Annotated in this window: 24 protein-coding genes and 2 tRNA genes; 12 read left to right on the top strand and 14 right to left on the bottom strand. The window is 68.9% G+C overall.

Translation table 11 applies throughout. The annotated features are described in order from the left end of the window. Window positions 1-94: 94 nt before the first annotated feature. Window positions 95-796: an FAD-dependent oxidoreductase gene (locus VEC11_RS05970; RefSeq protein WP_464129681.1), complete on the bottom strand. Its 702-nt coding sequence runs from the start codon at window positions 794-796 to the stop codon at window positions 95-97. A gap of 110 nt (window positions 797-906) precedes the next feature. On the opposite strand from VEC11_RS05970, the gene VEC11_RS05965 reads away from it, so the two are divergent. The 3 genes from VEC11_RS05965 to VEC11_RS05955 all read left to right on the top strand — a co-directional run bounded on the left by VEC11_RS05965 (window position 907) and on the right by VEC11_RS05955 (window position 2,240). Further along, window positions 907-1,581, top strand: a complete 675-nt coding sequence (locus VEC11_RS05965; RefSeq protein ID WP_464129680.1) for a TetR/AcrR family transcriptional regulator — start codon at window positions 907-909, stop codon at window positions 1,579-1,581. Between the two features lie 104 nt (window positions 1,582-1,685). Continuing rightward, complete coding sequence (locus VEC11_RS05960) at window positions 1,686-1,838, top strand: hypothetical protein (protein WP_464129679.1); 153 nt, start codon at window positions 1,686-1,688, stop codon at window positions 1,836-1,838. Between the two features lie 3 nt (window positions 1,839-1,841). Next, a complete protein-coding gene (locus VEC11_RS05955; RefSeq protein WP_464129678.1) occupies window positions 1,842-2,240 on the top strand; it encodes a hypothetical protein in 399 nt (132 codons plus the stop codon). 39 nt (window positions 2,241-2,279) lie between these two features. On the opposite strand, the gene VEC11_RS05950 is transcribed toward VEC11_RS05955, so the two are convergent. Beyond that, complete coding sequence (locus VEC11_RS05950; RefSeq protein WP_464129677.1) at window positions 2,280-2,513, bottom strand: hypothetical protein; 234 nt, start codon at window positions 2,511-2,513, stop codon at window positions 2,280-2,282. A 142-nt stretch (window positions 2,514-2,655) separates the two neighbouring features. Between VEC11_RS05950 and VEC11_RS05945 the strand changes: the two genes are divergently transcribed. Continuing rightward, on the top strand, window positions 2,656-3,123 hold the full coding sequence (locus VEC11_RS05945; protein ID WP_464129676.1) for a hypothetical protein: 468 nt from the start codon (window positions 2,656-2,658) through the stop codon (window positions 3,121-3,123). Window positions 3,124-3,158: 35 nt separating this feature from the next. On the opposite strand, the gene cmk is transcribed toward VEC11_RS05945, so the two are convergent. Continuing rightward, the gene (gene cmk / locus VEC11_RS05940; RefSeq protein WP_464129675.1) at window positions 3,159-3,788 is read right to left on the bottom strand and encodes a (d)CMP kinase; all 630 of its coding nucleotides are present in this window, start codon (window positions 3,786-3,788) and stop codon (window positions 3,159-3,161) included. 139 nt (window positions 3,789-3,927) lie between these two features. Between cmk and VEC11_RS05935 the strand changes: the two genes are divergently transcribed. Next, the gene (locus VEC11_RS05935; protein WP_464129674.1) at window positions 3,928-4,254 is read left to right on the top strand and encodes a TIGR02300 family protein; all 327 of its coding nucleotides are present in this window, start codon (window positions 3,928-3,930) and stop codon (window positions 4,252-4,254) included. Window positions 4,255-4,260: 6 nt separating this feature from the next. Further along, window positions 4,261-4,788, top strand: coding sequence for a c-type cytochrome (locus tag VEC11_RS05930; RefSeq protein ID WP_464129673.1), 528 nt, complete (start codon window positions 4,261-4,263; stop codon window positions 4,786-4,788). 42 nt (window positions 4,789-4,830) lie between these two features. Here the strand turns inward: VEC11_RS05930 and VEC11_RS05925 are convergent, their stop codons facing one another. Genes VEC11_RS05925 through VEC11_RS05910 form a run of 4 tightly spaced genes read right to left on the bottom strand, consistent with a single transcriptional unit; the run spans window position 4,831 to window position 6,829 of the window. After that, window positions 4,831-5,517: an aquaporin gene (locus VEC11_RS05925; protein ID WP_464129672.1), complete on the bottom strand. Its 687-nt coding sequence runs from the start codon at window positions 5,515-5,517 to the stop codon at window positions 4,831-4,833. Next, window positions 5,510-6,013, bottom strand: coding sequence for an arsenate reductase ArsC (locus VEC11_RS05920; RefSeq protein ID WP_464129671.1), 504 nt, complete (start codon window positions 6,011-6,013; stop codon window positions 5,510-5,512). The genes VEC11_RS05925 and VEC11_RS05920 overlap by 8 nt, the downstream gene beginning before the upstream one ends. Window position 6,014: 1 nt before the next feature. Then, window positions 6,015-6,488, bottom strand: a complete 474-nt coding sequence (locus VEC11_RS05915; protein WP_464129670.1) for an ArsI/CadI family heavy metal resistance metalloenzyme — start codon at window positions 6,486-6,488, stop codon at window positions 6,015-6,017. Continuing rightward, a complete protein-coding gene (locus VEC11_RS05910) occupies window positions 6,485-6,829 on the bottom strand; it encodes an ArsR/SmtB family transcription factor (protein WP_464129669.1) in 345 nt (114 codons plus the stop codon). Before VEC11_RS05910 ends, VEC11_RS05915 begins: the two co-directional genes overlap by 4 nt. Window positions 6,830-7,009: 180 nt before the next feature. Between VEC11_RS05910 and VEC11_RS05905 the strand changes: the two genes are divergently transcribed. From VEC11_RS05905 to VEC11_RS05885, 5 genes are all read left to right on the top strand, one after another. Further along, the gene (locus tag VEC11_RS05905; protein WP_464129668.1) at window positions 7,010-7,435 is read left to right on the top strand and encodes a VOC family protein; all 426 of its coding nucleotides are present in this window, start codon (window positions 7,010-7,012) and stop codon (window positions 7,433-7,435) included. 51 nt (window positions 7,436-7,486) lie between these two features. Continuing rightward, a complete protein-coding gene (locus VEC11_RS05900) occupies window positions 7,487-7,930 on the top strand; it encodes a hypothetical protein (RefSeq protein WP_464129667.1) in 444 nt (147 codons plus the stop codon). 195 nt (window positions 7,931-8,125) lie between these two features. Further along, window positions 8,126-8,201, top strand: a tRNA-Ala gene (locus VEC11_RS05895). 112 nt (window positions 8,202-8,313) lie between these two features. Beyond that, a complete protein-coding gene (locus VEC11_RS05890) occupies window positions 8,314-9,375 on the top strand; it encodes an NAD(P)-dependent alcohol dehydrogenase (RefSeq protein ID WP_464129666.1) in 1,062 nt (353 codons plus the stop codon). A 108-nt stretch (window positions 9,376-9,483) separates the two neighbouring features. Beyond that, window positions 9,484-11,181: a serine hydrolase domain-containing protein gene (locus VEC11_RS05885; RefSeq protein ID WP_464129665.1), complete on the top strand. Its 1,698-nt coding sequence runs from the start codon at window positions 9,484-9,486 to the stop codon at window positions 11,179-11,181. Between the two features lie 15 nt (window positions 11,182-11,196). On the opposite strand, the gene VEC11_RS05880 is transcribed toward VEC11_RS05885, so the two are convergent. From VEC11_RS05880 to VEC11_RS05855, 6 genes are all read right to left on the bottom strand, one after another. Further along, entirely contained in the window at window positions 11,197-11,589 is a 393-nt protein-coding gene (locus VEC11_RS05880) for a hypothetical protein (RefSeq protein WP_464129664.1), read from the bottom strand. 40 nt (window positions 11,590-11,629) lie between these two features. Then, window positions 11,630-12,643 carry an RNA 3'-terminal phosphate cyclase gene (gene rtcA / locus VEC11_RS05875; RefSeq protein WP_464129663.1) on the bottom strand — a complete coding sequence of 338 codons (1,014 nt, stop codon included), beginning with the start codon at window positions 12,641-12,643 and terminating at the stop codon, window positions 11,630-11,632. After that, window positions 12,640-13,260 carry a hypothetical protein gene (locus VEC11_RS05870; protein WP_464129662.1) on the bottom strand — a complete coding sequence of 207 codons (621 nt, stop codon included), beginning with the start codon at window positions 13,258-13,260 and terminating at the stop codon, window positions 12,640-12,642. Before VEC11_RS05870 ends, rtcA begins: the two co-directional genes overlap by 4 nt. A 28-nt stretch (window positions 13,261-13,288) precedes the next feature. After that, complete coding sequence (locus VEC11_RS05865) at window positions 13,289-14,515, bottom strand: RtcB family protein (RefSeq protein ID WP_464129661.1); 1,227 nt, start codon at window positions 14,513-14,515, stop codon at window positions 13,289-13,291. A 700-nt stretch (window positions 14,516-15,215) separates the two neighbouring features. After that, on the bottom strand, window positions 15,216-16,769 hold the full coding sequence (locus tag VEC11_RS05860; protein ID WP_464129660.1) for a vWA domain-containing protein: 1,554 nt from the start codon (window positions 16,767-16,769) through the stop codon (window positions 15,216-15,218). A 22-nt stretch (window positions 16,770-16,791) separates the two neighbouring features. Then, window positions 16,792-16,867, bottom strand: a tRNA-Pro gene (locus VEC11_RS05855). Between the two features lie 250 nt (window positions 16,868-17,117). Here VEC11_RS05855 and rtcR point away from each other — a divergent pair. Further along, entirely contained in the window at window positions 17,118-18,704 is a 1,587-nt protein-coding gene (rtcR, locus tag VEC11_RS05850) for an RNA repair transcriptional activator RtcR (RefSeq protein WP_464129659.1), read from the top strand. On the opposite strand, the gene VEC11_RS05845 is transcribed toward rtcR, so the two are convergent. Continuing rightward, window positions 18,701-18,919, bottom strand: a complete 219-nt coding sequence (locus tag VEC11_RS05845) for a hypothetical protein (protein WP_464129658.1) — start codon at window positions 18,917-18,919, stop codon at window positions 18,701-18,703. The two genes, rtcR and VEC11_RS05845, sit on opposite strands and share 4 nt — an antisense overlap. Between the last annotated feature and the right edge of the window lie 6 nt (window positions 18,920-18,925).

Genomic DNA, 18,925 nt, shown 5'->3' with positions numbered 1-18,925 from the left:
GCCGGCGGCGTAGATGCCGGGCATGCTGGTTTCGCGGCGCTCGTCGACCTTGATGGCGATGCCGAGGGGCGTATCGATGGTGAGACCCATTGATTCATGAGCTTGCGGACGGCTTGTTGCGCGGATGCGCGAACAGGATGTCGACCGCGACGTTGGCGCCGGTATCGAGCTTGACGGTGGCGCTATGGCCCCCGTGATGGGCGATCTCGATGATGCGGCCATCGACGACAGGGATGTTGCGGCGCGCGAGGTCGGCCCGGATATCGGGCGGAATGTCGTGACCATTGGCGAACAGCGTCAACCTGTCGGTCCAATCGTGGAACAGCCTGACATGCTGGTGCGACTGCGGGCCGGACCAGACGAGGCCCCAATGCTGGCCGGCGACTTCAAAGCCGTCGCAATAGGGGCAGGGCACGATGGACGTGCCCCAGCCTTCGGCAAAGCCCGGAACATCAGGCATCTGGTCGGCGACGCCATAGCTCAGGATCAGGCGGCGCGCCCCAAGGCTTTCGCCACTGTCGGTGAGGACGGAGAAATCGTCGATGGCGCCGGAGACGCTGTCGGCGCGGGCAGCGACCAGCCTGATCGCGGGATAACGCGCCAGCTGCTGCCGCGCCTCGGCGAGGATGTCCAGCGGTGGCTTGTGATCGTGGCCGAGCAGACCATGCGAGTGGCCGGCGAAGCGATTGCGGGGCAGGCCGGTATCGAGAACGGTGACCTTGCGGCGGGCACGGCCGAGCTGCAGAGCGGCGGCGAGGCCGGCAAAGCTGCCGCCGATGATAATGACGTCATCCATGACGATGGGCTTCCTGTTGCAGATGAAGGGTCAGGCCCGGCTTGCACATTTCCGGTACTACGTGGTATCCTAATGCAGGAATTAGGATACTGTCAAGTACTGGAGTTGTCGTGACCGAAAACAGCCAGGGCCGGCGCGGCCGGCCCGCCAACGAGGCGCTTGGCCAGACGATCGTCGAGGCCGCGTGCGAACTCTTTGTGGAACTGGGTTTTCAGGCGACGACCCTGGACAAGGTCGCCCGACGGGCGAAGGTATCCAAGCTCAGCATCTATCGGCATTTCGAGAACAAGGAGGCGCTGTTCAGCGCGGCCATCGCGGCCCGCTGCCATGAGTTTGCTCCACAGGCGCTTCTGGAAGGTGTCGACGGTTCAGCCGAAGATCAACTCATGGCGGTGGCAACATCCCTGCTGCGCACATTGTTGAGCCCGGACGTCCGCAGTGTCGAAGCCATGATCATGGCTGACAAGACGAATCAAAGGTCGTTGAGCAAGCGCCATTATGAAGCCGGCCCCGCCCATGTCATCGCCGAAATCGAGGCCCTGTTGCGTCACCTGCACGCGGAGGCAGCTCTGAACGTGCCCGATCCTCTCCAGTCCGCCCGCCTGTTTGCCGCGCTTGTCAAAGGATCCGATCTCCTGCTCATCGCACGCTTCGATGAGGCGAGGGCAGGGGACAACAACGAAATCGAAGCCTATTGCCGGTCGGCCGTCGCCATGTTCATCGCCGCGCACGGATTGCGGTCAGAAAGTCCGCGTGGCGTGGCTGGAGAAGAGGCCGGGCAATGACGGAATTGCTGCGCACGCCCCGGGCGCCCGGTGCGTGGCTTCTGACGGGCTTGCACCTCGGGCGGAACAGGCAGATGCTCCCCCTTTCAAAGAGGAGGTGGCGGATGCAGCAGATCCTCTTGCCGGTCGTCGGCGCGCTGGTCGGCGGGGGCACGGCGATGCTCGTGTCGGGGGACGTGACGATCGCGGCGGCGGTCGGCGTCGGCACCGGCATCGGCACCTGGCTGGCGGCCAGGAAGCAGCAGCAGGCGGGCTGAACGGTGCGCGGGCTCAGCCGCCGCTCCTTTCTCGGCAGCGTGGCCGGCGCGGCGGCCGCGGGGGGCGCCCTGCTCGCCGTGACCGGGCCGGGCCGGGCGGCGCCGGCGCGGGCGGGCGACGGGGACTTCGCCAGCCCGGTGCCGGAGGGCGACACCTTCCGCGCCGATCCGGCGCCGGGCCGGCAGACGGGCCGCAACGACAGCGACGGCGGCGAGGCGTTCGATCATGTCGGCTATGGCGCGGGCAGCGGCGCGGCCCGGCGCGAGGCGCATGCGGCGCGCTGCGCGGGGCTCAGGCAAAGGCTGGCGCGGATCGGCGGCGCGCGGCCGCGCACGCCGGATCTGGAGCGGCAGCTCGCAGCGCTCCGGCCCTATCTGGCGCGGTGGCGCTGCGGCAGGTAGGCGGCTCAGGACCGCCTTCGAGCTGACGTGCTTCGGCGCTCAAGGACTGGCGGGGTCGTCGTCCTTGGTGAGCAGGTAGACGCCGCCGATGATCGCCAGCACGATCAGGGTCGGGATGATGAAGCCGCCGCGAATGTCGCCGGGCTGATTCAGGTCCGCGCCCGCCCGCAACCCGGCGGCGAGGCTCAGGGGCGCCGCCGACTGGGCGAGCGCGCCGCTGCCCAGGCCGATCATCGAAAGAGCGGCGGCGACCGCCAGCAAACGTCCACGCATCACTTTCTCCCCGGTAGGTCCGAGCGGCGAGCATGGCAGGTTACGGCAGCGAAGCCAAGCCGGGCGCCCGGCAGCGCAGTGGCGCGGTGGACAGGCGCCGGGCGCGGGCGCATCATGACCGCGCAACAGGGGGAGGCCGGACATGACCATAGCTCTGAAAGCGGCGCTCGCGCTCGGCCTGTGGCTCGCGCCGGCGGCCGCCTCCGCGCAACCGATCGGCGACGCTGCACCGGCAACGGTCGAGCCCGATACGGACGAATATCTGCAGCATGCCGCCTCGGTGGCGCGGGTGGTCGTGCTGGAGCGACAGGGCGATGCCGGCGCCTCGCTGTTCAGCACGACGGGCGGCGACCCGGCGATGAACGGCGAATATATCTATCTCTCCTTCGGGAGCGATCCGCGCGAGGCGGCGCAGATCTTCCGGGTCGGCGACGTGCTCGAATGGCGCGTCGTCGCCGAGACGCCGGGGCGCGTGCTGCTGGCCGTGCGCGAGAACGTCATGAACGCCGATGGCGAGATCGGGGAGCGCCGCCGCCGGGTCGCCGTGACCTGGACGCCGGGGCCAGGCGGGGCCGCGCCGACGGCGGTGACGGTGGCGACGGCCCCCTGAGCCGAGCCCATGGGTCCCGGCTTTCGCCGGGATGACTAGGAGGTCGGCGCGCGCTTGCCCTCGGCCGCGTGGATGGCGGCGGCGATGGCGGCGTCCTGGTCGAGGTCGCTCGTGTCGAGCAGCACCGCGTCCTTCGCCATGACCAGGGGCGCGGCGTCGCGGCCGCAGTCGCGCTCGTCGCGGGCGTGGATGTCGGCGAGCACGTCGGCATAATGGACGTCGAGGCCGCGCGCCTTGAGTTCGGCATAGCGGCGCCGGGCGCGGATTTCGGGCCGGGCGGTGACGAAGAGCTTCACCTCGGCCTCGGGCGCGATCACGGTGCCGATGTCGCGGCCGTCGAGCACGGCGCCGCCGGCCTGGGTGGCGAAGCGCTTCTGCCGCTCGAGCAGGGCCTGGCGGACCTTCGGGTAGGCGGAGATTCGCGAGGCGATGCCGCCGACCATCTCGCTCTTCAGCTGCGGGTCGCCGAAGTCGATCTGGGAAAGATCGGTGGCGCGCGCCGCGGCGAACTCGCTCTCGGGATCGCCGCCCAGCTCCATCAGGTTGAGCGCAGTGGCGCGGTAGAGGAGGCCCGTGTCCATATGCGGCAGGCCGAAATGGGCGGCGAGGGCGCGGGCGATCGTGCCCTTGCCGCTCGCCGCGGGGCCGTCGACGGCGATGATCATGAGGCGGACAATGCGCGAAAGCGGATCATGGGGCTTGGCTTTGACAGCGCCGACCCCATGTGGCAAGGCGCGCGCCGACCCGGCTCCATCCGTCAGGACGGCGCCCGTTTTTTCATTTTCTGTTGGAGAGCCTTCACCCATGGTGAAACCGGAATGGGGCACCAAGCGGACCTGCCCCAAATGCGCGACCCGCTTCTACGATCTCGGCAAGGACGATCCGATCCACTGCATCAATTGCGGGGTCGCCTGGCAGGCTGAGCCGGTGCTGAAGTCCAAGCAGCCCCTGCCGTTCGAGCAGGCCAAGCCCGAGGTCGAGGCCGAGAAGGAAGATGCCGATCTCGCCGCCGAGGATCTGGCGATCGACGTCGACGAGGACGCCGAGGAGAATCCGGACGACGAGGTCGATCTGGGCGGCGACGACGATATCGGCGTGCCCGGCGCCGGCGCGGACGAGGAAGAGGTCTAGGCGCGCGTGGCCGGGCCGGCGCCGCAGCCTTTCAACAAGGGATTGCTGCTGCTGGTCTTTGCCGGGGTTTCCGCGGTCATCGTCACCGCCTGGCTGGTGCTGGGGCAACGCGCCGAAGCGCCGGTCACGGTCGAAACCGTCAAGGTCGACCCCCAGGGCCCGGAGCGGCCGATCGCTTTCTATCTGGCGCAGGCCGACGCGGCCCGCGGCGAGCGCTTCTTCCGGGGGCGCTGCGGCGTGTGCCACACGATCGAGACCGGCGCCCCGCAAGGCATCGGCCCGAATCTCGTCGGCGTGATGGGCAACAACATCGCCTCGCGGCCTGAATATGGCAGCTACTCGACGGCGCTCGCTCAGCAGACCGGCGACTGGGACTGGGAGACGACCAGTCGCTTCCTGCGCTCTCCGCGCGCCTTCGCGCCCGGAACCCGGATGGCCTTCGCCGGCGTCACCGACCCCCAGGACCGCGCCGACGTCATGCTCTACATGAACGGGCAGGGCGGCAGCCTTCCGAACCCCGCCGGCGCGCGCTGAGCCGCGCGACAATCCGGCAGGTAGCAATGCCTGCCAAGCCCCCTAGTCCGGCTTCTCCGTCACGCCCCTGGCGAAGAGAAACGCCGCGACGCCGGCAGCCGCGAGCGCACCAACCAGTTGCGACAGGATGAAGAATGGCACGTTGGCCGGGGCGATTCCGGCGAAGCTGTCGGACAGCGAGCGCGCAATGGTGATCGCCGGGTTGGCGAAGCTGGTGGAGGACGTGAACCAATAGGCAGCGGTTATGTAGAGCGCAACGCTGGCCGGCACCCATTGCGGGCGGTGCCGGACCGTGCCGATGATCGTCAGGATCAGGCCGAAGGTCGCGATCGCCTCGCCGGTACACTGGCCCATGCCGGTGCGCGCCTTCACCGAGAGCTGCAGCGCCGGCAGCTCGAACATCAGGTGGGCGGCCCAGGCGCCGAGGATACCGAAGGCCAGCTGGGCGATCGCATAGGCCCCGGCATCGCGCCAGGCCAGCTCGCGGCGCAGGGCAGCGACCAGGCTCACCGCCGGGTTCATATGCGCCCCGGAGATCGGCCCCAGCATCGTGATGAGCACGAACAGGATGGCGCCGGTCGCCAGCGTGTTGCCGAGCAGGGCCACGGCATCGTTCCCCCGCGACAGGTTCTCGGCCATGATTCCGGAGCCGATCACAGTGGCGAACAGGAAGAATGAGCCGACACCCTCCGCCGCGAGTCGCCGGCCCAGGGGAGTCTCCTCAGTCAAGATTCACCCGCGACATCTGGCCAATCGTCCGCAGCCCGGCCTTCAACTCTTCCCGGTCCGTGCCCCCGGGCAAGGCCAGGAGTGCCTCGATGCGCTCGGCGAGACGTTGCAGCGCCAATTCGAAGGCGGCTCTCTGGTTTGCACCCTCGACAGCAGCCGGATCCTCGATCCCCCAATGAGCCGTCACTGGCTGACCTGGCCAGACAGGGCAGATCTCTCCGGCTGCGTTGTCGCAAACGGTCAGGATGACATCGAGGGGCCGGGCGTCCGCGCCGGCAAACTCGTCCCAGCTTTTGGACCGCAAGCCTCTTGTCGGGAAGCCGCCATCGCGTAACACCTCCAAGGCCATCGGATGGACTTCGCCCTTCGGGTGGCTTCCGGCCGAAAAGGCACGGAAACGCCGACCACCGTCCCGGTTCAGCAGCGCCTCAGCCAAGATCGACCGAGCCGAGTTGCCGGTGCAGAGAAACAGGACGTTGGCGGGCTTCTCGCTCATCCTAGCCGCAGCAATTCGATGCGGCGGACGTCGCGATTGCCGGCGCGCAGCATGTGGCTTCGTCAGCATTGGCCGACAGGGCGGCAAGCTCCGGGCTTTCGCCATAGACCGTCGCCTCGCCGGTCGTGTGGAATGCCTCCCAGATCACGCCATCGGGGTCGGTGACCCAGCTCTTCTCCGATTTCGCGTAGCAGCAGGTCGTCTTGCCTTCCTCCAGCACCGGACGCCCGGCGGTCCTGAGGCGGCCGTAGACCTCGGCCAGCTCCTCGCCACTTTCGGCCTGGATGCCGAGATGCTCGATACCCTTGCGGGCATGCATGCCGGCAGAGATGGCGAAATTGACGCGCGGGTCATCGAGCATCCACCTGGCATAGTCCGCCTTCACCAATGTTGGCTGCGCGCCGAACAGGGTGGAGTAGAAGCCGATCGACTGATCGAGGTCGTTCACCCCGACATGGACGTGGAGACGTTTCATGCTTTCTTCCTTCTCGTGTCTTCAGTTGCCGTGCATGCGGTTTCGGGGGCACAGGCCTGGCCACCGCAGCAATTCTCCATGAGGTAGGCGACGAGCCTGTTCATCGCGTCATAATCGGCGCTGTAGAGCAAAGATCGATGGCGCCGCTCCTGCCGGACCAGGCCCGCGCGATGGAGCTGGGCCAGATGGAATGACAGCGAGGAATTCGGCACGCCGAGAGCGTCCGCAATGGCCCCGGCTGCCATCCCTTCCGGACCCGCCCGGACGAGCAGGCGGAACAGGGTCAACCGATGCTCCTGTGCCAGCGCGCCGAGCGCGGCGATTGCCGAAGGCGAATCCATCACTACCTCTTTTCGATAATCATGGAAATGACAGGTGCCGCTGACGATGTCAACCTCATTTTGAGACTTGTGGAAATGACCGATCGATCAGGTAGCGCCCGAGCTCCGCGACCTTTGTCCGCCTGCCGGGCATGAGCCCCGCTTCCCGGCTGGCGCGTTGTCGCCGCGAAGGAGCCCGGCATGCAGCAGCAGATCGCCGTCATCACCCTGGGCGTCGCCGAGCTCGCGCGCTCGCGGCGCTTCTATGTCGAGGGCTTTGGCTGGGCGCCGGTTTTCGGGAATGAGGAGATCCTCTTCTACCAGATGAACGGCTTCGTGCTCGGCACCTGGCTGCGGGACGCGCTGGCGAAGGATGCCGGGCTGGCGGCCCCGGGGGCGTCGGGCGGGTTCGCGCTGGCGCATAATGTGCGGGACGAGGCGGAGGTCGCGCCGGCCATGGCGCGGCTGCTGGCGGCGGGCGGGACATTGCTGCGGGCGGCGGATGCGCCCGGGCATGGCGGCTGCCGCGGCTATGTCGCGGATCCCGACGGCCATGCCTGGGAGATCGCCTGGAACCCGGCCTGGCCGATCGACGACCAGGGCCATGTCCGCTTCGCCGCGGCCTGAGCGGGAGGGGGCGGCCTTGCCTCGCTGCGTCCCGAGGCAGATGCTGGCGCGATGGCGCATGCGCTGACCATCGATCCGGCAACCGGTGCGCTCGACCTGGCGGGCCTGACGCGGCTCGTGCCGGGGAGCGGCCGGGCCGAGGCGGAAGCGGCGCTCGCGGCGTTTGCGAGCGGGGGGCGCGACTTCGGCAACGGCTATGCCTGGCTCTATTTCGACGGGTTCGAATTCGGCGGCGAATCCTGCTCGCTCGGACTTTGCTATTTCGAAGGGCGGCTGACCATGGCGATGTGGGGCGTGCTGCTGCCGGGCGCCTCGACGGGCGACTGGCCCTCGCCCGAGGAATGCGAGGCCGAGGTGGCCTTCGTCCGCGCCGAATTGCGGCGCCAGCTGGACCGGAGCTTCGCCGGGGGCGAGGAACGCTTCCCCTGGGGCGCGGCCTACAGCCTGTACGATCCGAAGGGCGGCAGCGCGTCCAGCGGCGTGCGGTACAGCTGAAGGGGACGGAAGAGACGATGCGAACAGTCCGACCGCGGGCCTCCCGCTCACCTTCGCCCTGGTGCTGACGGCGTGCGGGGGGCGGGGCCGTCCGCGGCCTCCTGGCGTCCTGCGAAACCGGCCTTGCGCGGCGCGATATCCTCGCCTACATGCGGCGCCTCACCCGCCCCGGACCCATCCGGGCGCGAAGGGTTAGGGGCCGTAGCTCAGCTGGGAGAGCGCCGCAATGGCATTGCGGAGGTCAGGGGTTCGATCCCCCTCGGCTCCACCATCTCCCTGGTCACTGCGCCGATCGCAAGGCCGGCCCCGCCTGACCCCTTATCTCCGTCACACGCCGGCGCTAGAAGCGGCCAACCACGCTCGCGCCTCCGGAGATAGCCCCTATGACCACCACCCGCGCCTTCGCCGCCCAGTCCGCCACCACGCCGCTCGCCGAAACGGTCATCGACCGGCGCGAGCCGGGGCCGAAGGACGTCGCCATCGACATCCTCTATTGCGGGGTCTGCCACAGCGACCTGCACACGGCGCGCGGGGAATGGGGCGGGGTCCGCTTCCCGTCGGTGCCGGGCCACGAGATCGTCGGGCGGGTGACCGCGGTGGGCAATGCGGTGACCAGGGTCGCGGTCGGCGATCTCGCCGGCGTCGGCTGCCTGATCGGCTCCTGCCGGACCTGCGCCTCCTGCGGCGAGGGGCTCGAGCAATATTGCGAGGGGCCGCACGGCTTCCAGGGCACCTATGGCGGCTGGGCCGACGGCTCGGGCGAGAACACCTATGGCGGCTATTCGGCGGCAATCGTGGTGGACGAGCATTTCGTGCTGACCATCGCGCATGGCGAGGAGCAGCTGGCCGGCGTCGCGCCCCTGCTCTGCGCCGGGATCACCACCTGGTCGCCTTTGCGCCACTGGCAGGCGGGGCCGGGCAAGAAGGTCGGCGTCGTCGGCATCGGGGGGCTCGGCCATATGGGCGTGAAGCTCGCCCGGGCGCTGGGCGCGCACGTCGTCGCCTTCACTACCTCGCCGGACAAGAAGCAGGACGCGCTCGATCTCGGCGCGCACGAGGCGGTGCTCTCCAGGGACCGGGACGAGATGAAGGCCCATGCGGGGAGCTTCGACCTGATCCTCAACACGGTGGCCGCACCGCACAATCTCGACGCCTTCACGGCGCTGCTGAAGCGGGACGGCACGATGGTGCTGGTCGGCGTGCCGGACTCGCCGCATCCCTCGCCCTCGGTCGGCGCCCTGATCTTCGGGCGCAAGGCGATCGCCGGCTCGCTGATCGGGGGCATTCCCGAGACGCAGGAGATGCTCGATTTCTGCGCCGAGCACGGCATCGTCTCGGACATCGAGATGATCCGCATGCAGGAGATCGACGCCGCCTATGACCGGATGCTGAAGAGCGACGTGAAGTACCGCTTCGTCATCGACATGGCCTCGCTGAAGGACTGAGCGGCGGCCCGCTTTTCGCTTGACGCCCGCCGGCCGCGCCGCCACATGGTGAGTTAGGCAAGTAATACACATCGCCTGGCGGCGATCGTGCGGAGCGGGGTCAAGCTGATGAAGTTGAAGCATTTGTTCGCGTCGGCCGCGCTGGCGGCGGCGCCCGCTGTCCTGCCGGTCGCCGGGTCCGGCGCGGCGATCGCGCAGCCGGCCGATTTCCGGGCGCGGGCCGATGCGATCCTCGCGGCGGCGTATCCGGCCGACGGGCCGGGGGCGACGGTGATCGTGACGCGGGGCGGGCGGACCATCTACTCGGCCAGCCGCGGCATGGCCGACATAGCGGGGCGCCGGCCGCTCACCGCCGACAGCGTGTTCCGGCTGGGCTCGCTGACCAAGCAGTTCACCGCGGCGATGGTGCTGCAGCTGGTCCAGGAGGGGCGGATCTCGCTGGACGACCCGGTCTCGCGCTTCTTCCCCGATTATCCGCAGCCCGGCGCCGCGGCGACCGTCCGGCAACTGCTCAACCACACGTCCGGCATCCAGTCCTACACCTCGATTCCCGGCTTCATGCGGGACGAGGCGCAGACCAACCGGCCCTATTCGACGGCCGAGATGGTCGCCCTGTTCCGGGACCGGCCCCCGGCGACCCCGCCGGGCCAGGCCTGGGCCTATAACAATAGCGGCTATGTGCTGCTCGGGGCGATCGTCGAGCGGGTCACGGGCAAGCCCTGGCACCGGGTCCTCGCCGAGCGGATCACCGGGCCGCTCGGCCTTGGCTCGATCGGCTATGGCGTCGAGCGCGAGAGCCTTCCCGGCATGGCGCGGGGCTATAGCGGCGGCGATGCGCAGGCGGGGCCCATGCGCCGCCTGCATATGAGCGTGCCGCATGCGGCGGGCGCCCTGGTCGGCTCCGCCGCCGACATGGCCCGCTGGGGCCAGGCGCTGCATCACGGCCGGGTGGTGAGCCCCGAAATGTACCGGCTGATGACGAGCCCCGCGCCCCTGGCCGGGGGCGGCACCCATCCCTACGGCATGGGCCTCCAGATGGAGCAGCTGCGGGGCCGGCCGTCCATCGGCCATAGCGGCGGCATTTTCGGGTTCAGCACCTTTGCCGTCTACGTGCCCGCGCAGGACGTCTATGTCGTGGTGCTCGCGAACAGCGACAATGCGGCGACCCCGCCGGGCGTCGCCGCCTGGCGGCTGGCGGCGCTGGCGGTGGGCGATCCCTTCCCCGTTTTCACCCGGACCGAGGCCGCGCCGGCGGCGGTGGCGCCGTTCCTCGGCGTCTACCGGATCGGCGACGGCAGCGCCACGCGCCGTTTCTTCACGCGCGACGGCAAGCTCTTCACGCAGCGCGAGGGCGGGCAGGACCTGGAGGTGTTCGCCGCCGGCGGCGACCGCTTCTTCTACGGGCCGAACAGCCTGACCTGGTTCCGCATGACGCGCGGCGCCGACGGCGTACCGGTCATGGAGATGTATCCGGAAGGCGAGCCGGCCGCCGAGCGCGCGGTCAGGACCGGGGATCTGCCGCCCGAGCCGGCGGCGTTCGAGGTCGGCCGCGCCGTGCTGCAGAGCTATGTCGGCCGCTACGAGACGGGCGGGCCGGGCGCCGACATCGCGCTTCGCGACGACGGCGTGCTGACCGTGCAGCTCACCGGGCAGGAGGCGATCCCGATGCGCGCGGTCAGCGCCACCGAGTTCATCGTCCAGGGGGTCAATGCGCGGATCGTCTTCCACCCGGAGAACGGGCAGGCGAACCGGTTCGTCATCCACCAGGGGGGACGGCAACTCGAGGCGCGGCGCGCGGCGCGCTGAGCAGGCGGCGCTGCGTCAGCCTGGGCGGCGGGTGCGGAGCAGACGGCCAATCTCCGCGGCAAAGGCGGCGAGCAGGACGAGGATCAGCGAGGGCAGCAGCGCCCAGGCCAGCACCATGACGGAAACCTGCCGGTGCTGCGCCGACTCCGCCGCGATGAAGCGGCCGCGGGTGCGCTCGGTGCAGGCGAACATCTCCCGCCGGTTCGGCCGCCGGGCGAGCAGCTCGCCATTGGCCGCGGCCAGCAGGCGGTCGTCGGCGCAGGCCTGCATCGCCTCGGCATAGCCGGCGCGCCGGTCATAGGTTGGGATGGCGCGGTGGCTCAGCCAGCCGAGCACCGCCCAGAGCAGGCACCAGAGCGCGACGAGGGCCAGCGCCCGGCGGAACAAAGGCGTCTCGGTCCGCGCCATGCACGCGAGGATAGGCCTCTCGCGCGCCAGTGCAATGCGATTAGCGGAGCGCCACCAGATGCGTGCCGTTCGCCTGCTGCGCGATCGCGAAGCGGCGGCCGGTGAACATCGCGATGATCTCGATCGCGGTCAGGCTGTGCTGGCTCGGCTTCACCGTGGTGAAGGCGCCGCCGCCTGCCAGCGCGAAGGGGAGGAGCAGCTGGTCGGCCAGATGCGGGCCGGCAAAAGCAGGGCAGGCGAGGAAGCCGGCCATTCGCTGGGCGGCTTTTTTCGCCAGCGTCTCGGCCGCGATGCCGAGCCGGCCGAAGCCGGTGACGATCTCGGTGGTGTGCGCGAACCGCGCCTCCAGCATCAGCACGTTGCCGGGGCCCATGGCATCGGGCAGCCGGCTGCAGGCGAACGCCTCCTCGGGCCAGTCCAGATGCTGGCGCGCCGTCTTCAGCTCGCGCTCGGCGATGTCGGGGGGCAGGCCGGCGATGAGCGCGGTCGCCGCGACGCTCTCGAGGGCGCCGCGCTCGATGCAGTCGACCGGGGACAGCGGGGCCGGCTGGATCGCCACCTCGATATGCCCGCCGCCGCGCGGGAAGAAGCCGTGGCGGAGCAGCCGCGCCGCGACCGTCGGGCCCATGCGGTTCAGCACCGGCAGGAAGACCCGCTCGATGAACTCGAAGGGCGGCGCGGCCATATTGTGGGTGCCGCCCTCCAGCACCAGGCGCGAGGGCGCGTCCGCCAGCAGCAGCGGGATCAGGATGGTCTGCAGGACGAGGCCGGTGCTGCCCGCAGTGCCGATCGCGAAATGATAGTCGCCGCCGCGGACCTGGCCCGGGCGGAAGACGATCTCCGAGGCGCCGATTGCGAGGCCCTCGCATTCGGCATTGCCGATCGCGCAGGCGGCCTCGATCGCGGTCAGATGCTGGCGCATCAGCCCCGGCTTCTCGCGACGCCCACGGATATTGGTGATGTGGAAGGGCTGGCCGGTCACAAGCGCCAGCGCGCAGGCATTGCGCAGCACCTGCCCGCCGCCTTCGCCTTCCGATCCGTCGATTATGATCATGGATAATCCCAGAAATCAGCCGATCCCTCGCGCCATGACGTGGCACCGGGATCGGGAATGAAAACGACAGGCGTGCAGCAATCGGCCTGCAGCGTGCCTACGTGAACCTTGCAAGTGCAGACCTTGTTCGGGCCGTTCATACCCAGAGGTCCACAACAGCCGCTCAGCCGCTCGCCATCTGGCGAATCGTGCACCCGTTCGGTCAGGTCGCCCGGATCCATCCAGATTTGCGGGAGGAAATCGAGCGGATGACCCGGCGGCACATGCAGCCAGGGCATCGGCTTCCACGACTTGTAGCTGGTGCCCCGGTCGATGAGCGGCTTGCCGATCCGGACATAGGGCTCCTCGACGGCCGGGTCCTTGCCCGAGGCCATGATCAGCGGCGCACTCAGCCGGAAGCGGCAGTTGGTGCAGTAGAGAGATCGAGTGGCCATTGGTTCTTCTCTGAATTCGGAAACTCTAATCCGTTCGGCCTGAGCCTGTCGAAGGCCTGCTTTTCTTCTCAGGTGCAGCAGAGAAGGACAGGGCTTCGACAAGCTCAGCCCGAACGCTGAAGAAGCGAACAGGCTGTCCCTCGCGCTGATCGCTTGCGCGATCCGGTGAGCGGGCCGCGGCATGCCCCCGGCATGCCGCTCCCTGGCCCGCTCACCCCTTCACGCATACCACCTGCTTCAGGGTGTGGACGATCTCGACCAGGTCCGCCTGGGCGGCCATGACCGCCTCGATGGGCTTGTATGCCCGCGGCGTCTCGTCGAGCACGCCTGCATCCTTGCGGCATTCGACGCCTTCCAGCGCCTGGACATGCTCGTCGAGCGAGACCTCCTTCTTGGCCTGGGTGCGGGACATGATGCGGCCCGCGCCGTGGCTGCAGCTGTCGAACGCCTCGGCATTGCCGAGCCCGCGCACGATGAACGATTTGGCGCCCATCGAGCCCGGGATGATGCCCATCACGCCCTTCGCGGCGCGCACCGCGCCCTTGCGGGTCACGAGCACGTTCTCGCCGAAATGGTTCTCCCGCGTCACATAATTGTGATGGCAGTTGACCGCTTCCAGCTCCGCGTCGAACGGCCTGGCGATGGTCCTGCGCAGGGCGGCGATGACGTTGGTCATCATCATCCGCCGGTTCAGCGCCGCGAAGTCCTGCGCCCAGCCGACCGCCTCGACATAATCGTCGAAATGGTCGGTCCCTTCCGGGAAATAGGCGAGGTTCTCGTCCGGCAGGTTGATGAACCACTTGCGCATGTCCTGCTTCGCCAGCTCGATGAAGAAGCTGCCGATCGCATTGCCGACGCCGCGGCTGCCCGAATGGAGCATGACCCAGACGCGGGCCTCCTCGTCGAGGCAGAGCTCGATGAAGTGGTTGCCGGTGCCGAGCGTGCCCAGGTGCACGAGGTTGTTCGTGTTCCTGAGCCGCGGATATTTGTCGGTGATGCGCTGGAAGCGCGCGGCCAAAGTCGCCCAAGCCTCGACGATCGGCGCCGGGGGCGAACCCCAGGAGCCGCAGTCGCGCTTGCCCCGGCCGACGTCGCGGCCGTGCGGCACCGCCTGCTCGATCGCGCTGCGCACGCCCTCCAGATTGTCCGGCAGGTCCGACGCCACCAGGGAGGTGCGCGCCGCCATCATGCCGCAGCCGATGTCGACGCCGACCGCCGCCGGGATCACCGCGCCCCTGGTCGGGATCACGGAACCCACGGTCGCGCCGATCCCGACATGGACGTCGGGCATGGCCGCGACATGCCTGAAGATGAACGGCATTCGCGCCGCCCTGGCGAGCTGGTCCTTCGCCTTGTCGTCGACGGGCACGCCGCGGGTCCACATCTTGACCGGCACGCCGCCCTCGACATGCTGCACATCGTAAGTCTTCTCGGCCATTTGCGGCCTCCTTCCGTTCAGATCATGGTGCCGGCGACGAATTGTGGCGAGACGTTTTTTCTGAGCTACCCGGTCGCCCGGGGGCGGAGTCGAACCGCCGGCCTCCCGCCCCATTGGCGGACGCTCTCACCATGTAGTCCCGCCGGCATTCGCCAGCCTGTTCGTCGTTCGCGGCGACGAGGGATGAAGAGACAAGGCTCTACCCACTGAGCTACGCGCCTCTCGGCACGGCGGGAGTCGAACCCGCGACCCATGTAGTCCCTTCGGCATTCGCCGCTTGTTCAATCGGTACCGGCGACGAGATTTGGCCAGACGGACCAGGGCGGGCGAACCCGCACGCTGGTTCCACGATGTAGTCCCGCCGGCATCGCCAGCCTGTGCGTCGTTCGCGGCGACGAAGTTTTGGAAAGACGCTACCCGCTCTGCCACTAAGCTACGGGCCGTCATGGCCGGCCCGGCGGGATTCGAACCCGCGCCTGGGGATTAACAGTCCATGTAGTCCTTCCGGCATTCGCCGCGATGAAATTGGTCGAAGGGCCGTGGCGACCAGATTGAGCGAGACAGCGGTCCTTAAGCTACGTTCCAGCGGCGGGATTCGAACCCGCATCTCCCTGAAGGCGAACCTTCCGGGCGCTTTACTCGTAGGACCTATCTTTGGTGGATGTAGTCCCACCCGGCATTCGCCACGACCCTTCCTTGCCTACACCTCCATTTCATTCACTTCGGCGAGCCAGTCGCGTGCGTCCTGCCCGGAGGCGAAACGCGCGACCGTGTCGAACACCGCGTCGGAGAAGCCCCCGACGTTGAGGATGTCCCGGCGGCTCTTCGCCTGGGTCGTCCCGTAGGGCTGCAGGTCGATGCAGACGAGCTTCGCGGCCGGCGCACGCGCCTTCAGCTGCTCCCACTCGCGCATCGTCTGCGTCGCCCCGTGACGGTTCGCATCGACCCAGGACTGGTTGTCCGAGACGATCACGACCAGGTCGACCGCCGCCTTGCGCGCATTGAGCGCGGCCAGCGGCGCCGAAACGTTGGTGCCGCCGCCGCCGACCGCCGCGAGGCGCTGGGCGTTGACCGCGACCCGCGCCCGCGGATCGAGCGCCAGCTTCACCACGCGCTCCTCGAACGGGATCACCTCCGCGCCCGGATTGCGCCGCAGCACCGCCGCCGCGACCAAGGCCGCGACATCGACGCAGCGCACCCTGGACGAAGCGCCCTTGCGATAGCCCGTGACCGGCGAGGCCATCGAGCCCGACACGTCGGGACAGACGACGACGCGGCCCGGCACCTTCGGCACGCCGCGGAGCGACAGCTCCAGCGCCTCTTCCAGCGCCGCCTGGACCTTCAGCGGCACGCCGTTGCCGACCTGCCCCAGCGCCACCATCAGCTGCCAGGGCATAGGACGGACCTTGCCGATCGCCTCGCGGTCGGCCAGGCGAGCGGCGACCGCCTCGGCGACCCCCTCCACGCCGAACGCGCCGTTGCGCGCCAGCGTGTTGAGGTTCATGCGCAGCGCCTGCCAGCCCATGCGATCGGCCAGCTCCGCCCACTGCGCGGGGCGCAGCGGGAAGGCGGTGAGCCATTCGAACGGCACCGGGGGCAGCGCCATCCCGCGGGGATTGCGCTTCCAGGCCTCGAAGGCGGCGATCTCCGCCGGCAAGGCGGCCACGTCGTAGGGCTTGCCGATCAGCCAGGCGTAGAAGGCACGGCGGCCCTCGCCGGCCGGCTTCGGGTGGACCATGCGGACGATGTCGGCGAGCGACGGATCGCTGCCGGTCGCCGCCTGCATGAGCGCGCGGACCGAGGCCTGCTCCAGCCAGAGCTGGACCAGCCGCTTCGGCCGCGTGCCGAGCGAGGTTCGCCCGACCGCGCCGGAGCGCATGATCTGCACGAAGCTGCGCAGCATGCGGCCATTGTCGATCACCTTGCCGAAGACGGGGACTGCGAGATCCGGATCCGCGACCGTCAGCCAGGCGGTCAGCAAGGCCGGCATATCCTTCATCGCGCCGCGGGCCCGCGCATAGAGCGCGGCCTTGGCGACGAAGCGCGGATCGCAGGCCTGCGCCGCGTTCAGCACGTCCTCGAGCTGGCTTTCGGCCTGCCCGTAGAAACTGTCCTGCAGCGTTCCCGTCGCGGCGAGCTGGGCGAGGCGGTGCTCGGGCCCATAGCCATAAGCCGGCGAGAAGGCGCGGTTCTGCGCCTCCGCCTTCGGCAGGAACTTCGCCAGCGCGGAAGCAAAAAGGCCCTTGTTTGCCATTGCATCTTCCTTCGCATAAAACTGGTCAGGGCAGCCGGGCTCGAACCGGCGACTCCCGGCTTCCAGGGCCGGTACTCTACCAACTGAGCTACACCCTGAGCGGCGGCTTCGGGGGCGGCCGGCCCATTCCGGCCGCCCCTTCGTTCCGCCCGCCTGGCCGATTGTGCCAGACGCCCGAAATATTGCAGAGGCCGTGCCAGATCGGCGGAGGGCGCCGAGGGAAAACGACAACCGGTTGGTTTCATTTGCCTATTTTTCAGGCTGCGCGAGAAGGATACGGTTCATGGCCGATAGCCTTTACGCCGATTTCATATCGACATTTCTATTGGATTATACGACAGGATAAGAATGAAACCGCTGACCGTCATCGGCTTCCTCGGCTCGACGCTCGACGCGAGCAAGTTCGGGCCGACCCGCTGGAACAAGTGGCGGCCTTCGGTCGGCCTGTGCATGCACCCCGATCTGCGGGTCGACCGCTTCATCATGCTGCATGGCGGCCTGCATCGCCGGCTGGCGGACTATGTGATCGAGGATATCGGCGCCGTTTCGCCGGAGACCAGGGTCGAGCCCCGCCTCCTCGACTTCGACGACGCCTGGGATTTCGAGGAGGTCTACGGCAAATTGCTGGACTTCGCCCGGGCCGAGCCGTTCGACCCCGAGGCGCAGGATTATCTGATCCACATCACGACCGGCACGCACGTCGCGCAGATCTGCCTGTTCCTGCTGACCGAGGCCCATTATCTGCCGGGCCGGCTGCTGCAGACGCAGCCCGCGCGCGGCGCGGTGAGCGCGGCCGGCACCTGGAACATGATCGACCTGGACCTGTCGCGCTACGACAGCATCGCGACCCGCTTCGCGGTGGCGGCGGCGGAGGGGCAGAGCTTTCTCAAGTCGGGGATCGAGACGCGCAATCCCGCCTTCAACCGGATGATCGACGAGATCGAGAAGGTGGCTTTGCGCTCGCGCGCGCCGATGCTGCTGACCGGGCCGACCGGGGCCGGCAAGAGCCAGCTCGCCCGGCGGATCCACGAGCTCAGGCGGGCGAACCATCTGATCGCCGGGCCCTTCGTCGAGGTGAATTGCGCGACCCTGAAGGGCGACGGCGCGATGTCCGCCCTGTTCGGGCACCGGAAGGGCGCCTTCACCGGGGCCGTGGCCGACCGGCCGGGGCTGCTGCGCGCGGCCGACAAGGGCATGCTGTTCCTCGACGAGATCGGCGAGCTCGGGCTGGACGAGCAGGCGATGATCCTGCGCGCGATCGAGGACAAGGTCTTCCTGCCGGTCGGCGCGGACCGGGAAGCCTCGTCCGACTTCCAGTTGGTCGCGGGCACCAACCGGGAGCTGGGCGAGACGGTGGCGGCGGGGCTGTTCCGCGAGGATCTCTATGCGCGGCTCAACCTCTGGACCTTCCGGCTGCCGGGGCTGGCGGAGCGGCGCGAGGATATCGCGCCCAATCTCGACTATGAGCTGGACCGCTTCGCCGAGCGGGAGGGCGACCGGGTCAGCTTCAACAAGGAGGCGCGGGAGCGCTACCTCGCCTTCGCCGTGTCGCCGGACGCGCGCTGGCCGGCCAATTTCCGCGATCTGGCCGCGAGCGTGACGCGGATGGCGACCTTGAGCCCGCGCGGGCGGATCGACCTGGAGTGCGTGGAAAGCGAGATTGCGCGGCTGAAGCGGCTCTGGTCGGGGGCGGCGGAGAGCGACGGGCTGGAGGCGCTGCTCGGCGGGGAGGCGGCGGCCGCGATCGACCCGTTCGACCGGGTCCAGCTGGCGGAGGTGCTGCGCGTCTGCCGGGCGAGCCGTTCGCTGTCCGAAGCGGGGCGGACCCTGTTCGCGGCGTCGCGGCTCAGGCGAAGCAGCGCCAACGACGCCGACCGGCTGCGAAAATATCTGGCGCGGTTCGGGCTGGACTGGGGGACGGTGAGCGCGGCCTAGCCGGCGGCATAGCTTTCGAGGAAGCCGCAGCTGCGGCAGCGCCAGGTCGCGATCTCGACGGGCTTCTTTCCGCGCAGCTTGATGCCGGTCCAGAAGCTCTTCTCGGGGGCGCCCTCCATCCAGCCGCTGACGCTGTAAGCGCCATAGGTGTAGTCGAGGACGAAGCCCTCGACCATTGCGGACTGGCATTTCGGGCAGGTGTGGCTGCGGGCCATAAGCGA

The sequence above is a fragment of the Allosphingosinicella sp. genome (assembly GCF_035626655.1).
GTDB lineage: Bacteria > Pseudomonadota > Alphaproteobacteria > Sphingomonadales > Sphingomonadaceae > Allosphingosinicella.
The sequence above is the reverse complement of the archived record's forward strand: the minus strand, read 5'-3'. Positions and strand labels throughout refer to the sequence as shown.

Bases quoted from the DNA above. Each gene is read 5' to 3' on its own strand.
- cmk (WP_464129675.1), bottom strand. From the start codon at position 3,788: ATGATCATCGCCGTCGACGGCCCCGCGGCGAGCGGCAAGGGCACGATC.
- rtcA (WP_464129663.1), bottom strand. From the start codon at position 12,643: ATGATCATAATCGACGGATCGGAAGGCGAAGGCGGCGGGCAGGTGCTG.
- VEC11_RS05880 (WP_464129664.1), bottom strand. From the start codon at position 11,589: ATGGCGCGGACCGAGACGCCTTTGTTCCGCCGGGCGCTGGCCCTCGTC.
- VEC11_RS05915 (WP_464129670.1), bottom strand. From the start codon at position 6,488: ATGAAACGTCTCCACGTCCATGTCGGGGTGAACGACCTCGATCAGTCG.
- VEC11_RS05905 (WP_464129668.1), top strand. From the start codon at position 7,010: ATGCAGCAGCAGATCGCCGTCATCACCCTGGGCGTCGCCGAGCTCGCG.
- VEC11_RS05950 (WP_464129677.1), bottom strand. From the start codon at position 2,513: ATGCGTGGACGTTTGCTGGCGGTCGCCGCCGCTCTTTCGATGATCGGC.
- rtcR (WP_464129659.1), top strand. From the start codon at position 17,118: ATGAAACCGCTGACCGTCATCGGCTTCCTCGGCTCGACGCTCGACGCG.
- VEC11_RS05845 (WP_464129658.1), bottom strand. From the start codon at position 18,919: ATGGCCCGCAGCCACACCTGCCCGAAATGCCAGTCCGCAATGGTCGAG.
- VEC11_RS05920 (WP_464129671.1), bottom strand. From the start codon at position 6,013: ATGAGCGAGAAGCCCGCCAACGTCCTGTTTCTCTGCACCGGCAACTCG.
- VEC11_RS05970 (WP_464129681.1), bottom strand. From the start codon at position 796: ATGGATGACGTCATTATCATCGGCGGCAGCTTTGCCGGCCTCGCCGCC.
- VEC11_RS05900 (WP_464129667.1), top strand. From the start codon at position 7,487: ATGGCGCATGCGCTGACCATCGATCCGGCAACCGGTGCGCTCGACCTG.
- VEC11_RS05960 (WP_464129679.1), top strand. From the start codon at position 1,686: ATGCAGCAGATCCTCTTGCCGGTCGTCGGCGCGCTGGTCGGCGGGGGC.
- VEC11_RS05910 (WP_464129669.1), bottom strand. From the start codon at position 6,829: ATGGATTCGCCTTCGGCAATCGCCGCGCTCGGCGCGCTGGCACAGGAG.
- VEC11_RS05885 (WP_464129665.1), top strand. From the start codon at position 9,484: ATGAAGTTGAAGCATTTGTTCGCGTCGGCCGCGCTGGCGGCGGCGCCC.
- VEC11_RS05945 (WP_464129676.1), top strand. From the start codon at position 2,656: ATGACCATAGCTCTGAAAGCGGCGCTCGCGCTCGGCCTGTGGCTCGCG.
- VEC11_RS05870 (WP_464129662.1), bottom strand. From the start codon at position 13,260: ATGCCGCGGCCCGCTCACCGGATCGCGCAAGCGATCAGCGCGAGGGAC.
- VEC11_RS05890 (WP_464129666.1), top strand. From the start codon at position 8,314: ATGACCACCACCCGCGCCTTCGCCGCCCAGTCCGCCACCACGCCGCTC.
- VEC11_RS05865 (WP_464129661.1), bottom strand. From the start codon at position 14,515: ATGGCCGAGAAGACTTACGATGTGCAGCATGTCGAGGGCGGCGTGCCG.
- VEC11_RS05860 (WP_464129660.1), bottom strand. From the start codon at position 16,769: ATGGCAAACAAGGGCCTTTTTGCTTCCGCGCTGGCGAAGTTCCTGCCG.
- VEC11_RS05935 (WP_464129674.1), top strand. From the start codon at position 3,928: ATGGTGAAACCGGAATGGGGCACCAAGCGGACCTGCCCCAAATGCGCG.